At 65.9% G+C, this 13,194-nt stretch carries 11 protein-coding genes and 1 tRNA gene; 10 read left to right on the top strand and 2 right to left on the bottom strand.

Annotated elements, in window-relative coordinates; genetic code table 11:
- The first annotated feature begins 121 nt into the window (after positions 1 to 121).
- The 6 genes from ACODTA_RS18040 to ACODTA_RS18015 all read left to right on the top strand — a co-directional run bounded on the left by ACODTA_RS18040 (position 122) and on the right by ACODTA_RS18015 (position 7,938).
- On the top strand, positions 122 to 1,606 hold the full coding sequence (locus ACODTA_RS18040) for a carboxylesterase/lipase family protein (RefSeq protein ID WP_489067365.1): 1,485 nt from the start codon (positions 122 to 124) through the stop codon (positions 1,604 to 1,606).
- A gap of 146 nt (positions 1,607 to 1,752) precedes the next feature.
- Complete coding sequence (locus tag ACODTA_RS18035; protein ID WP_489067364.1) at positions 1,753 to 3,855, top strand: TonB-dependent receptor; 2,103 nt, start codon at positions 1,753 to 1,755, stop codon at positions 3,853 to 3,855.
- A 2-nt stretch (positions 3,856 to 3,857) separates the two neighbouring features.
- The gene (locus tag ACODTA_RS18030; protein WP_489067363.1) at positions 3,858 to 5,264 is read left to right on the top strand and encodes an FAD-binding oxidoreductase; all 1,407 of its coding nucleotides are present in this window, start codon (positions 3,858 to 3,860) and stop codon (positions 5,262 to 5,264) included.
- Positions 5,265 to 5,407: 143 nt separating this feature from the next.
- Positions 5,408 to 6,355, top strand: a complete 948-nt coding sequence (locus ACODTA_RS18025) for an alpha/beta hydrolase (RefSeq protein WP_489067362.1) — start codon at positions 5,408 to 5,410, stop codon at positions 6,353 to 6,355.
- Between the two features lie 87 nt (positions 6,356 to 6,442).
- Positions 6,443 to 7,216: an AraC family transcriptional regulator gene (locus ACODTA_RS18020; protein ID WP_489067361.1), complete on the top strand. Its 774-nt coding sequence runs from the start codon at positions 6,443 to 6,445 to the stop codon at positions 7,214 to 7,216.
- On the top strand, positions 7,213 to 7,938 hold the full coding sequence (locus ACODTA_RS18015) for a FadR/GntR family transcriptional regulator (protein WP_489067360.1): 726 nt from the start codon (positions 7,213 to 7,215) through the stop codon (positions 7,936 to 7,938). Before ACODTA_RS18020 ends, ACODTA_RS18015 begins: the two co-directional genes overlap by 4 nt.
- On the opposite strand, the gene ACODTA_RS18010 is transcribed toward ACODTA_RS18015, so the two are convergent.
- Positions 7,923 to 9,359 carry an aldehyde dehydrogenase family protein gene (locus tag ACODTA_RS18010; protein ID WP_489067359.1) on the bottom strand — a complete coding sequence of 479 codons (1,437 nt, stop codon included), beginning with the start codon at positions 9,357 to 9,359 and terminating at the stop codon, positions 7,923 to 7,925. The genes ACODTA_RS18015 and ACODTA_RS18010 overlap by 16 nt on opposite strands.
- Positions 9,360 to 9,451: 92 nt before the next feature.
- Here ACODTA_RS18010 and ACODTA_RS18005 point away from each other — a divergent pair, with 92 nt between their 5' ends.
- From ACODTA_RS18005 to ACODTA_RS17995, 3 genes are all read left to right on the top strand, one after another.
- On the top strand, positions 9,452 to 9,868 hold the full coding sequence (locus ACODTA_RS18005) for an RrF2 family transcriptional regulator (protein ID WP_489067358.1): 417 nt from the start codon (positions 9,452 to 9,454) through the stop codon (positions 9,866 to 9,868).
- A gap of 118 nt (positions 9,869 to 9,986) precedes the next feature.
- On the top strand, positions 9,987 to 10,670 hold the full coding sequence (locus tag ACODTA_RS18000; RefSeq protein ID WP_489067357.1) for an RBBP9/YdeN family alpha/beta hydrolase: 684 nt from the start codon (positions 9,987 to 9,989) through the stop codon (positions 10,668 to 10,670).
- A 68-nt stretch (positions 10,671 to 10,738) separates the two neighbouring features.
- Positions 10,739 to 10,812 (top strand) — tRNA-Gly (locus tag ACODTA_RS17995).
- A 60-nt stretch (positions 10,813 to 10,872) separates the two neighbouring features.
- Here ACODTA_RS17995 and ACODTA_RS17990 read toward each other — a convergent pair.
- Complete coding sequence (locus tag ACODTA_RS17990; RefSeq protein ID WP_489067356.1) at positions 10,873 to 11,955, bottom strand: alpha/beta fold hydrolase; 1,083 nt, start codon at positions 11,953 to 11,955, stop codon at positions 10,873 to 10,875.
- A 184-nt stretch (positions 11,956 to 12,139) separates the two neighbouring features.
- Between ACODTA_RS17990 and bla the strand changes: the two genes are divergently transcribed.
- Entirely contained in the window at positions 12,140 to 13,150 is a 1,011-nt protein-coding gene (gene bla / locus ACODTA_RS17985) for a class A beta-lactamase (protein WP_489067355.1), read from the top strand.
- Positions 13,151 to 13,194 lie beyond the last annotated feature (44 nt).

The raw sequence follows: 13,194 nt of genomic DNA, 5'->3' as shown, positions 1-13,194 counted from the left end.
TGGCTCGCCCGCCCGGCATGGTCAAAGTGACGGTGGGCAAAACGAAGACTCGATGGCGGCGCGGCGCGTGGTGATAGGATGCGGTCACGGCATTTCGTCGTGACCGTCATCGGAGAGCCGCGTGCAGCCTGTCGAGATCATGATCCCCGCCGGCGCGATCCGGGGCGCGGCCGATGGCGGCGTCCGGCGTTTCCTGGGCATTCCCTACGCCGCCCCGCCCGTCGGCGCCTTGCGCTTCGCGGCGCCGGTACCGCCCGAACCCTGGAGCGGCGTGCGCGATGCGACCGTGCCGGGGCCTTGCACGCCGCATCGGGTGAAGGAATTTCCAGGGCTCGACGTCGCGCCCTTGATCGGCCGGGGATGGCAGGGTGGTGACGACTATCTGACGCTCAACATCTGGCGGCCTGACAACGACCGGACGGATCTGCCGGTGATGATCTTCATCCATGGCGGCGGCTTCGTCGTCGGCAGCAAGGACGCTGCGGTGCATGACGGCAGCGGTTTCGCGCGAAGCGGCGTCATCTGCGTCGCGATCAATTATCGTCTGGGGATCGAGGGCTTCCTGCCGATCCCGGGCGTGCCGACCAATCTGGGATTGCGCGACCAGATCGCCGCGCTGACATGGGTGCGCGATTCCATCGCAGCCTTCGGCGGCGATCCGGCCAATGTCACCGTCTTCGGCGAATCCGCTGGCGCGATGTCGATCGCCGACCTGATGGCCTCGCCATTGGCGAAGGGCCTGTTCCGCCGCGCGATCATCCAGAGCGGTCATGGCGGAATGACGCGCGAGATCGGCGTCATGCAGCGCCTGGTCCGCAAACTGGCGAAGCTGCTCAAAGTCTCTCCCGATGCCGAGGGTTTCAAGCGCGTCGCTCCGGAAGCCTGTTTCGATGCACTTGAGAAGGTCTCCCTGCCGACCACGCGGATCGACTTGCGCGATGCCGAGGGGCGCGAGCCCGTGTTCGGGATCAGCCGCTTCACCCCCGTCCATGGCGACGATGTGCTGCCGCGGCGCCCGCTCGATGCGCTGGCGGCGGGGGCGGGGGCCGAGGTCGACCTGCTGATCGGTACCAATGCCGGGGAGATGAACCTCTATCTGGTGCCGACCGGCGTGCGCGACCGGATCGGGCGGCTGCTCGCAACCTATGTGGTCCATCGTTCGCAACCCCATGCACGCAAGTTGCTCAAGGCCTATGGCATGGGGCGGAAGGGCGTGAAGCCCGGCCAGGCATTGACCGATGCGCTGACCGATCTCGTCTTCCGCTGGCCGGCGCGGCGCTTCGCCGAGGCGCATCGCGGGCGCACGCATATGTACGAGTTCGACTGGCGATCGCCGGGTTTTGGCGGCGCGCTCGGCGCGGCGCATGGCATGGAGATGCCATTCGTGTTCGACACGCTGTCGACGGTGACCGGCCCGCAGGGACTGGCGGGTGAGGCGCCGCCGCAGGATCTCGCCGCGCGCATCCATGCTTTATGGGTCGGCTTCGCCACCGATGGCCATCTGGCCTGGCCCGAATTCGATGCCGAAACGCGGCAGGTCTGTTCGCTGTCCACGGGTGAGTCGGGATTCGAACCCGCCATGCCGGCTGCGCCCTTCCTTCCCTGAGCGGTGTGCCGTTCGGTCAAGCCATTCGGCCGAACGGCATATCATGGCCGGCGTCCGGACCTTTCATATAGGTAAGCTATCAGATAGGTATTGCGCATCGGAAAAGCCCCGACATCGGATCGGCGCTTTCGCAGGGATGAGGATCGATGCGCTTCACGACTTTGCTTGCCACCGGCTGCGCCGCCGCCGCCTTCATGTCCGTTCCGGCCGCCGCGCAGGACGCGCCTGCTGCCGAAGCGGCCGAGCAGGACATCATCGTCACTGCCCGTCAGCGCGAGGAATCGCTGAAGGACGTGCCGATCGCGGTGACCGCGCTCAGCGGCGACATGCTGAAGCAGCAGCAGGTCAACACGGTGAAGGACATCGCCGCGCTCGCGCCAGGCCTCAACATCAATTCGGATTCGGTCGGCCGCGCCTTCGTCTCGATGCGCGGCATCGGCACCACGCTGATCGATACGGTGCAGCCCGGCGTCGGCATCTTCATCGACGGCATCTACCAGCCCAACACATCCTATCTGAACAGCCCGATCGTGGACGTCGCGCGGATCGAGGTGCTGCGCGGGCCGCAAGGCACCCTGTTCGGCAACAACACGCTGGGCGGCGCGATCAACGTCATCACGCGCCAGCCGGGTAACCGGTGGGAAGGGCGGATGGACGGCGCGCTCGCCGGATCGGACGATTATCGCTCGGTCTCCGCGAGCATCAGCGGCCCGATCGTCGAGGACGTGCTCCAGGTCCGCATCGGCGGCGCCTATCACCACCAGGACGGTTTCCAGGACAATATCCTGGCCGGCGGCAAGCAGAACCCGCTGACACAAAAGACGGTGAACGGCACCGTCCGGCTGAAGCCGGCCCAATGGGCGCAGTTCACGCTCAACGCCGGCTACGATCGCGTCAGCGGCGGCAACACCCCGTATCTGAACGTCGGCGGGCCGACCGACTATACGCTCGACGGATCGACCAACCAGCTCAACCGCGCGACGATCACGTACAAGGGCGTCAATCTGAAGGGCGAGTTCGACGCGGACGCGATCAACACCAGGATCACGGTGGTCGGCGCCTATAACCGCCGCGACGTTGTGTCCGCCGGCGATGGTGACCACAGCCCCATCGACTTCCTGCGCACAGCGGGGCGTTCGAAGCTGATCACCAAGACCGGCGAATTGCGCTTCGACACGCAATGGAGCGATTCGATCTCGACGCTGATCGGCGTGTTCGCCAGCAAGTCGACCACCGACGCCTCGGCGGTGAACACCATCGTGCCGCTCGGCATCTCCGCCCCCAGCGCGGCGTTCAGCGAGAACAAGTCGCAGGCGGTGTTCGGCACGATCTTCGCGAAGCTGACCGATACGCTCGATCTCGCGGTCGGCGGCCGTTACGACCACCAGACGCTCGACGTCAGCACCGCGACGACCGCGCCGACCTATCGCGCCAACGAATTCCAGCCGCGCGTGACGCTTTCCAATCGCTGGTCGCCCGATTTCATGACCTATGCCTCGGTCTCACGCGGCGTGCGCGGCGGCGGGCAGAACGGGCCGGGCGCGCCCAACCTCATCTACCGCGGCGACGATGTCTGGACCTATGAGCTGGGCACGAAACTGAGCAGCGCCGATCGCCGCTTCTCGCTCGACGCCGCGATCTTCTACAACGACTACAAGAACTTCATCGGGCAGAATTCGCTCGCGCCCAACACCAGCGGCGTCGGCTTCGTCGCGATCAACCTCAATACCGGCACCGTTGAAAGCTATGGCGTCGAGGCGGAAGCGAGCTATCGCGTGACCGACAATTGGCGGCTGAGCGCGAGCGCGACCCTGCTCCACGCCCGGATCACCGACGACAGCCAGTATTTCGCGACGACGGGCTTCCATGTGTCGAGTGACCGGATCATCTTCACACCCGACTGGAACTTCAATATCGGCACGAACTACACCGTGCCGCTGGGGAACAACGCATTGATCTTCGACGCCAACATTGTCGCCAAGGGCAGCCGGATGGGATCCTCGCTCGATCCCAATGTCGCGCCGCGCCTGTCCTCCTACCGGCTGGTCAACGGTTCGGTGACCTTCCGGCTGGGCGACCATTTCGACATCGCCGGCTTCGCGACCAATCTGTTCAACGCGAAATATATCGAGAGCTATATCGACAGGTCCGTGCTGCTGCGCGCCGGCCTGCCCGCGCCGATCGCCCGCAATCTGGCGATCCAGGGCAATCGCCGCCGCATCGGCGTGCGCGCCACGGCGCGGTTCTGATCATGACCGCGCCGTTCGCCGTCGATCATCGCAAGCCGTTGCCGGACGGCTTCCTTGCCCAGGTGCAGGCACTGGTGGGGGACCGCCTGCACCTGGGCGAGTCGATCCGCCTGCAGCATGGCAGCAGCGAGACCCATTTCGATCCGGTGCTGCCCGATGCGGTGGTGTTCGCGCGTTCGACCGATGAGGTGGCCGAACTCGTCAAATTGTGCGTCGCGGCCGAAGTGCCGATCGTGGCGTTCGGCGCCGGCACCTCGCTCGAAGGCAATGTCACGCCGGTGCGCGGCGGCATCAGCCTGGACCTGAGCGAGATGAACGCCATCCTGGAGGTCAACGCCGAGGATTTCGACTGCACCGTCCAGGCGGGCGTCCGGCGCGAACAGCTTAACGAACATCTGCGCGATCAGGGGCTGTTCTTCCCCATCGATCCCGGCGCCAATGCGACGATCGGCGGCATGGCCTCGACGCGCGCATCGGGAACCAACGCGGTGCGTTACGGCACGATGCGCGAAGCGGTGCTGTCGCTGCGCGTGGTGATGCCCGACGGCCGCATCGTCCGCACCGCGCGCCGCGCACGCAAGTCGGCGGCGGGCTATGATCTCACCCGGCTGATCATCGGCGCCGAGGGCACGCTGGGCATCGTCACCGAGATCAGCTTGCGCCTGCACGGCATACCGGAGGCGATCTCGGCCGCGGTCTGCCCGTTCGACACGTTGAAGGGGGCGGTCGACACGGTGGTCCAGGCGATCCAGCTCGGCGTGCCGATCGCACGGATCGAGATCCTCGACGATATGCAGATGAAGGCGTGCAACGCCTATTCGAAGCTCGATTATGCCGAACAGACCACCTTGCTGTTCGAGTTCCACGGATCGGAGCGCTCGGTGGCGGAACAGGTGGAGACGGTGAGCGCGCTTTCGTCGGCCAATGGCGGCGGCGAGTTCCGCTGGTCGAACTTGCCGGAGGAACGCTCCAAGCTGTGGAAGGCGCGGCACATGGCGTATTATGCCGCGCTCGGGCTGCGGCCGGGCTCGATCGGCTGGACCACCGATGTCTGCGTGCCGATCAGCCGGCTCGCCGAGTGCATCGGCGAAACCAAGGCGGACCTGGAAGGCGCATCGATGCCGGCCACGATCGTCGGTCATGTCGGCGACGGCAATTTCCATGTCGTCTTCGCGATCGATCCCACCGCGCCGCACGAGATGGCGGAAGTGGAGGCGATCAATCATCGGCTGATCTCCCGCGCGCTGGCGATGGACGGCACCTGCACCGGCGAGCACGGCATCGGCCTGGGCAAGCGCGATGCGCTCGTCGACGAACTGGGCGATGCGGTCGATCTGATGCGGACGATCAAGCGCGCGCTCGACCCGAAGAATCTGTTCAATCCTGACAAGATCTTTGTCCTGGAGTGATTTCGGGGCAGGTGGAACACCTGCCGCCTCGGAACCGCAGGTCAGCGAAGCTAAATCACGGCTCTGGAGGGATAGGGTCTGACGGATGTGTCTTGATCGGCTATCGGATCATCGGACATGATCCGGTCCGATTGGAGCATCCGATGAACAGCCAGCATCTCGTCGATCCCGCGCTCAAGCCGCTGCTCGACGTGTTTCCAATGGTCATGCTGAGCGCCGAGACGCTGCCGGCGATGCGCACGCGCAAATTGCCGATGCAGCAGATCGATGAGAGCGCGACGACGCTGGAGCGGATTCCCGTGCCCGGTCCCACCGGCGCGCCGGATGTGATGCTGCATATCTATCGGCCCATCGATGCGGCGGCGGCGTTGCCGTGCATCTACCATATCCATGGCGGCGGTTATGTCGCGGGTGCGGCGAAGCAGATCGAATATGTCCATCGGCCGCTCGCCGCCGCGCTCGGCTGCGCGATCGTCTCGGTTGATTACCGGCTGGCGCCCGAGACCGTGTTTCCGGGCGCGATCGAGGATTGCTATGCCGGGCTGGGCTGGACGATCGCGCATGCGGGCGATCTCGGCATCGATCCCGCGCGGCTGGGGGTGATGGGCGAGAGCGCTGGCGGCGGCCTGGCCGCCGCGCTGGCGCTGCTGGCGCGCGACCGGGGCGAACACCGCCTGTCGTTCCAGCATCTCATCTATCCGATGCTCGACGATCGCACCTGCGTGCATGCCGATCCGCATCCCTATGCCGGCGAATTCATCTGGCCCCCGCACAACAACCGCTTCGGCTGGTCCGCGCTGCTCGGCCATGATCCGGGGGCGGACGGGGCTTCGCCCTATGCGGCGCCGGCCCGCGCGACCGATCTTTCCGGTCTGCCGCCGACCTTCATCAGCACGGGCGCGCTCGACCTCTTCGTCGAGGAGGATATCGATTATGCCCGCCGGCTGATGCGCGTGGGCGTGCCGACCGAACTGCACGTCTATCCGGGCGCTTTTCACGGCTTCGATCTGATGCCCGGCGCGGAGGTGGCGGAAACCGCGCGGCGGGACAGTCGCGCCGCGCTCGCGCGCTTCCTTGCATCGGGGACGTGAGGCAACCTATCTGATAGCTCTTGCAAGACCTGTCTGATAGGTTTAAACGGTAATCATGTGCCACGACGTTGAGGGTAAGTGGACGGCATGATGGAGCGGGTCGAGGTTTCGCACGAGATGATCGCGCTGGTCGGGGCCGGCGGTATCGGTGATCATGACTGGCCGACCGGCGCGGTCGCGATCGACTTCGCGTTCGGCGGCGCCGGTACCGCGCCCACCTTTCGTTATCATGCCCGGCCCGACCGGGTGACGCTCGACGCGGACGATGCCGCGCGGCTGATCCTGATCGTCTGTCCGGCCGCCTGCCGCCGTGTCTTCGGCCGCCTGCCCGCTTGCGACGGCGGTGCCTATCATATGCCGGCCGCGATCCGCGCGATCGCCTTGGCGCTGCGCGATTGCACGCTGCCGATCGCCGCGCGCGACACCTATCGCCTGGCCAAGAGCATCGAATTGCTGTGCGAGACCTTCGGCCTGCTCGTCGACCGGCCCGGAGAACTGGTGCCGATGATCGGAGAAGGGCAGCTTTCCCAGGCGGACAGCCAGCGCATCATGGCGGCGCGGCGTCTGATCGACGAGCGCTGGTCCGAAAAGCTGACGCTCGACGGTATCGCGCGCGCCTGCGGTCTCAACCGCACCAAGCTGACGCGGGGCTTTCGCGAGATGTTCGACAGCACCGTCGCCGACGCGCTGGCCGAACAGCGGCTGGGAGAGGCGCGGCGGATGCTGAGAGCGACCGATCTGCCGGTTTCCTCGATCGGCTATCGCTGCGGCTATCTGAATAATGCCAGCTTCACCCGCGCCTTCGCGCGGCGCTTCGGCGTGGCGCCCACCCAATATCGCGCCTGCAAGGTGGCGGCATGAGCGGTGCGGCCGCGCGCGCGGCGGACGGCGGGTCGCTTGTGCACCAGGCGGTGCAGGCGGTGCGCGACCATATCAAGGACAATGACCTGAAGGTGGGCGACACGCTGCCGGGCGAAGGCTATTTCGCCGAGGCGATGGGCGTGAGCCGCGCGGTGATGCGCGAAGCGTTCGGCGCGCTCGCCGCGCTCAAGCTGATCGACGTCGCCAATGGCCGGCGCGCGCGCGTCGGCGCGCTCGACGGATCGGTGATGGCCGCCTCGCTCGATCATGGCGTCGCGACCTCGCAGATCTCGATCACCGATATCTGGGATGTGCGCCGGACGCTCGAACTCCGGATCGCGGTGCTCGCCGCGACCGAACGCACCGACGAGGAAGCCGCGCGGATCGTCGCGCTGGCCGATGCGATGGTGGCGGCGGGCGACGATTCCGAACAGGTCACGCGCCACGACATCGCGCTGCACGAGGCGATTGCCGGCGCCAGCCACAATGCCCTGTTCCTCCAGATCGTCCGGTCCTTCGGGCCGATGATGACGATGGCGGTGCCTGCCGCGTGGCGGACGCGCGACACGCCCGAACTGCGCCGGAAGATGCTCGTTCACCATCGCATCATCGCGCAGGCGATCGCCGATCGCGATCCCGCCGCCGCGCGTGCCGCGATGGACACGCATTTCGACGCATCGATCGACGACCTGCTGGAGAGTATCGATCAGTCCGCGGTGTAGACGGTCTTGATGCTCGTATAGAATTCGACCGCGGCGAAGCCCTGTTCGCGCGGGCCGTAGCTCGACTTGCGCGTGCCGCCGAAGGGCAGGTGATAATCGACCCCCGCCGTCGGCAGGTTGACCATCACCATGCCCGCGCGGACATGGCGGCGGAAATGCCGTGCATGTTTGAGCGAGGTGGTGACGATGCCCGAGGACAGGCCGAAACTGCCGCGATTGGCGAGCGCCAGCGCATCCTCGTAATCCTTCGCGCGCACGGTCGAGACGACGGGGCCGAACACTTCCTCATTGTTGATCCGCATGTCCGGATCGGTGTCCGCGATCAAGGTCGGCGCCATGTAATAGCCCGGCCGTTCCAGCGTCAGCTTTTCTCCGCCGGTGACGAGCCTGCCGCCTTCGCCCGTGGCGATGGCGACATAGCGCAGATTCTGCTCGAACTGGCTTTCGCTTGCCGCCGGGCCGACCTGCGTTTCGGGATCGAGCGCCGCGCCGACCTTGAGCGCGGCCGCGCGCTCGGCGAGCGCCGCGACGAAACGGTCATGGATCGCATCCTCGACGATGACGCGCGACGATGCGGTGCAGCGCTGCCCGGTCTGGAAGAAGCCGCCGTCGAGCGCGACCGCGACCGCGCGCTCGAGATCGGCGTCGGCCAGCACCACCAGCGGGTTCTTGCCGCCCATTTCGAGCTGGACGCGCGCCTGGCGCGCCACGGCGCCCGCCGCGACCTTCGCGCCGACGCCCTGCGATCCGGTGAAGGAGATCAGGTCGACATCCTCATGGTCGACGATCGCCTGGCCCACCTCGCCGCGACCGAGCACCAGGTTGAACACGCCCGGCGGCGCGCCGCATTCCTGGATGATCGTGGCCAGCGCGTGCGCGGTGGCCGGTGTGACGTTGGCGGGCTTGAGCACGACCGTATTGCCGAATGCGAGCGCAGGCGCGGCCTTCCAGGCGGGGATCGCGATCGGGAAGTTCCACGGGGTGATCAGTCCGCACACGCCCACCGCCTCGCGATAGGTCGCGGCATCGACGCCGGGTCGCGTCGATTCCAGCGTATGGCCGTGGCGGCGCAGTGCCTCGCCCGCGAAATATTTGAAGATGCGCGCGGCGCGCAGCACTTCCCCCAGTCCCTCGGCGCGGGTCTTGCCTTCCTCGCGCGACAGCAATTCGCCCAGCTCGGCCGCGCGCGCCATGATCGTGCTGCCGACCCGGTCGAGCAGGTCGGAGCGAACTTCGGGCGAGGCATGCGCCCAACCGGGCTGCGCCGCCCGCGCCGCTGCCACCGCCGCATCGACGTCCGCCGCGTTGCCGGCAGGAAAGCGGGCGACGATATCGTCGGTGTCCGACGGATTGATGCTGGTGAGCGGTGCGTCGGCGGAAACCGCCTGTCCGCCGATGATATGGGGAAGCGTTTCGGTCATCCGCATTGATTATCGGGTGATGATATTCGGGTCCATCGCCGATCACCACGCAAGGCGGTTGCAAAGCGAGGGGCGCGGGTCCAAGAAAAGCCATGCTTTCTCAACGGACCCGGTACACAATCCGCGCGCTTCAGCACCTTGCGGACCATTATGGCGAAGGTCCGATCCAGTTGACCGAGATCGCGACCGCGCAGAACATCCCCGCCAAGTTCCTCACCGTCATCCTGTCGGAGATGAGTCGCGCCGGTCTGGTCGCTACCCAGCGCGGCAAGGATGGCGGCTATTGGCTGGCGCTCTCGCCCCTCGATGTCAGCTATGGCGATATCGTACGCCTGACGCGCGGATCGCTGGCGCTGGTGCCGTGTGCCAGCCGTTACGCGCACGAGAAATGCAAGAATTGCCTGGAAGAAAGCGTGTGCCGGCTGCGCCAGTTGATGTTGCGCGTGCGGGACGAAACGGCGCATGTGCTCGACGGCATCACCCTGGCGGACCCGGTGCCGATCGTCTGATCCGCCTGCCGCGATTGGACAACGACTGGGCGAAAGGCGTCTTGTCAACTTTATTGGTTGAATTAAGTCTCTCGCATGGGACGGTGCCTCATGCCGTCCGATTCGGGTGGAGACGCAGATGGTCGACCATGACTTCGCCGGCCGGGGCAGCACGCCCCTGGTCCTGACCGTACCGGGCCTCAACGGTTCGGAAGCCGCGCATTGGCAGAGCATCTGGGAAGCGACGCGTGGCGATTGCGATCGTGTCGATCTCGGCATGTGGTCGGCGCCGCGCCGCAATCCCTGGGTCACGAAGCTCGATCATTCGATCAAGGCGGCGCCGGCGCCGATCGTGCTCGTCGCGCACAGCCTGGGTTGCCTGGCGGTGGCCTGGTGGGCCGCGCTGGAAGGGCAGCCCTATGGCTGGCCGGTCGCCGGTGCGCTGCTTGTCGCCCCGCCCGATTGCGATCACGACGGGCTGAACCGGCCGATCGGCGGCTTCGGGCCGGCGCCCAAGGTGAGCCTGCCATTCCCCTCGATCGTCGTCGCCAGCCGCAACGACGACTATTGCTCGATCGATCGCGCGCACAATATGGCGAAATTCTGGGGCAGCCATTTCGTGGATGTCGGCGAACTTGGCCATATCAATGCCGATTCCGGCCTCGGCGCATGGCTGTTCGGCCAGCGCCTGCTCGATCGGCTGATCGCCGCCGCCAACGAGCGCGGCCGGCTCGCGCCGGAGGATCGTTCGGCGGCCGGCCCCTGGTCGCTCTATCCACCGGTCGATGCGCCGTTCGGCGGCGCGGGCGATCCCCGCCGCTGAACTGTATCGACGGACGGTTGGGCGGTTGACTGTCCGCGCATGGAATGGCAGTGCGCCATCCTCGGAGTGCGGGTATAGCTCAATGGTAGAGCACTAGCCTTCCAAGCTTGTGATGCGGGTTCGATCCCCGCTACCCGCTCCAGCCTTTCCGGAATTTCGTTCATGACGCCGGCGCTCGATGATGGGCGTATCGCAGATTGGCTCAGGCGCCTCGCGCTATGGCGACGGGCCTGACCGCGCCGGTCAAATGTTCGAGAAACGCGCCGGGCGCCGTCATGAACGCGAAGTGCCCGGCGTCCGGGATCAGGATCAGTTTCTTGAGGGGGGCGGTGACGCGATCGAAATAATCGATGGCGTCCCGTGTCGGCGTGATCAGGTCGTCTCGTCCCTGAATCAGGAAGACCGCAGTATCGAGCATGGCGGCCGTGGCGGGCAGGTCCACCTTGATCTGGTCACGGACAACCTGTTGGGCGCTGAACCGGAAACCATCCTCGAAATCCTTGTAGTTTCGTGGATCGGCGGATCGCGCCGTTGCGGCATTGGCGCGAAGCGATTTGACCCATTCGATGTCGGACGGCGCCCAATATCGGTGGATGCGATCGTTGAGCGCGAAGACGGCGGTGGCATCGTTCGGATCAGGTGGTCCGCTCGCTTCCAGCGCCGCGACCTCGGCCTTGTCGCCATCGGCTCGCGCTTTCGAGAGCAGCAGATCGAACTTGATCCTGATCGCGCCTTTCCAACTGCCGACCTGGCCGGTGCCGACATAGGCGGCGATCCGATCGGCGCGTCGTTGCACGATATTGACGCCGACGGTGGATCCCCATGAGTGACCGAGCAGGATGATCCGCCTGCGTCGGAGCGTACGGCAAAGATGGTCGACAAGTTCGGCACCGTCGCCGCTGATCCGCTCCAGCGTCATGTCCGGCGTCGCGGTGCCGTGGCGGCCGAAGCTGTGGCCGGCGCCGCGTTGATCCCATTGCACGACGGTGAAATGTCTTTCCCAGGTGCGGTAATGCGCCGCCATCGGCCATTGCGCTTCGCCGGGCCCGCCATGCACGACCAGCAGGACGGGATTGCGCACGTCATCGCCCCGGATGCTGATCCATTGATCGAGGCCGCCGATCGGCACGAAGCCGGACCTGTCGATGGGCGCCGGTTGCGTCGAGCCTGTCGCACGCGCGGGATGGGCGCGACTGCCGCTCCAGAAGAATCCGCCGGCCAGCGCGCCCAGTGCCGAGCGGCGCGTCAATCGGTCATATCCGCTGTTCGCCATGCCCTGTTTCACCAGTACCCGCCGCGATCGCCATACTATCGATTACAACTGTAGTCGTAAAGTGGAGAGCGAACGGCTTGCCGGCCATTGCAATCGGGAATTCCCGGCCGCTAAACCTGCCAGACTGTTTCATGGCCCGTGCCATCGAACATCCCGTCTGCTTCCAGATCCAAGCCGTCCCTTGAAAGGATAATCCATGCGCCTGCTGATCCCGACCATTGCCGCCGCCTTCGCCGTCGCATCCCCGGCCTGGGCGCAGAACATTCCCGAAGCGAAGCCGGTCGCCGCGAGCGCGTCGACGCAAAAGGGGTTCGACGTGGCGGTGGCGGATTATGCCAAGGCGCTTGGTGGCGGGAAGATCGGTTTCGCCGCGCGCCATCTGGAGAGCGGTCAGCAGGTTTCGGTCAACGGGGCGGAGATGTTCCCGATGGCGAGCACCTTCAAGGTGGCGGTCGCGGTCAAGGTGTTGAGCCGGGTCGACAAGGGTGAGATCACGCTCGAACAGCTCGTGCCCGTGGCCGATGCCAACATCAACGAATCCGGCCCCGTCGCCCCGGGCATCTTCCATCCCGGCATTCAATTGTCGGTCGCTAATCTGATGGAGGTGATGATCATCCAGTCGAACAACACGGCGACCGACATCATGACCGCGCTGGCCGGCGGCCCCGAAGCGGTGACAGCGAATCTGCGCGCGCTTGGCATCAAGGACCAGAACGTCAATGCGGACACCAAGACGCTGCTGAAGAAATTCTACAAGCTGCCGGCCGACGTGCCGCTGCGCGAGGGTCTGCGCGCGGCGCGCGCATCCGGCGCGGCGATTCCGGCGGGCAACCTGCCGCGCGCCGATTTCGATGCGGATCCCAATGACAGCAGCACGCCGCTGGCGATGACCGACCTGCTCGCCAAGATCTGGTCGGGCAAGATCCTGAGCGCGAAAAGCACTGAATTCCTGCTTGGCGTGATGAGCCGGACGACGACGGGCGACAAAAGGCTGAAGGGCCTGCTGCCGGCGGATACGCCTGTGGCGCACAAGACGGGCACGCTGGGCGGCACGATCAACGATGTCGGCGTGATCACGCTGCCGGGCGGGCGCGGGCATGTCGCGATCTCGGTCTACACGAAGGGTAGCACCACCTCGAACGAAGCCCGTGAAAAGGCGGTCGCGGAGGTCGCGCGTTCGGCCTACGACTATTTCATGTTTCGTTAGGGTGGCCTGTGGTTCGATGAAGGCATCGAACGGCTGAAATCACG

This window comes from Sphingomonas sp. FG14 (assembly GCF_057809675.1).
Note: the sequence above shows the minus strand (reverse complement) of the source record. Positions and strands in the feature narration are given on the sequence as shown.

What these genes read in the sequence shown, in the direction of transcription:
- ACODTA_RS18010 (WP_489067359.1), bottom strand. Translation starts at nt 9,359, where the DNA reads ATGACCGAAACGCTTCCCCATATCATCGGCGGACAGGCGGTTTCCGCC.
- ACODTA_RS18015 (WP_489067360.1), top strand. Translation starts at nt 7,213, where the DNA reads ATGAGCGGTGCGGCCGCGCGCGCGGCGGACGGCGGGTCGCTTGTGCAC.
- bla (WP_489067355.1), top strand. Translation starts at nt 12,140, where the DNA reads ATGCGCCTGCTGATCCCGACCATTGCCGCCGCCTTCGCCGTCGCATCC.
- ACODTA_RS18005 (WP_489067358.1), top strand. Translation starts at nt 9,452, where the DNA reads ATGCTTTCTCAACGGACCCGGTACACAATCCGCGCGCTTCAGCACCTT.
- ACODTA_RS18035 (WP_489067364.1), top strand. Translation starts at nt 1,753, where the DNA reads ATGCGCTTCACGACTTTGCTTGCCACCGGCTGCGCCGCCGCCGCCTTC.
- ACODTA_RS18000 (WP_489067357.1), top strand. Translation starts at nt 9,987, where the DNA reads ATGGTCGACCATGACTTCGCCGGCCGGGGCAGCACGCCCCTGGTCCTG.
- ACODTA_RS18025 (WP_489067362.1), top strand. Translation starts at nt 5,408, where the DNA reads ATGAACAGCCAGCATCTCGTCGATCCCGCGCTCAAGCCGCTGCTCGAC.
- ACODTA_RS18030 (WP_489067363.1), top strand. Translation starts at nt 3,858, where the DNA reads ATGACCGCGCCGTTCGCCGTCGATCATCGCAAGCCGTTGCCGGACGGC.
- ACODTA_RS18020 (WP_489067361.1), top strand. Translation starts at nt 6,443, where the DNA reads ATGATGGAGCGGGTCGAGGTTTCGCACGAGATGATCGCGCTGGTCGGG.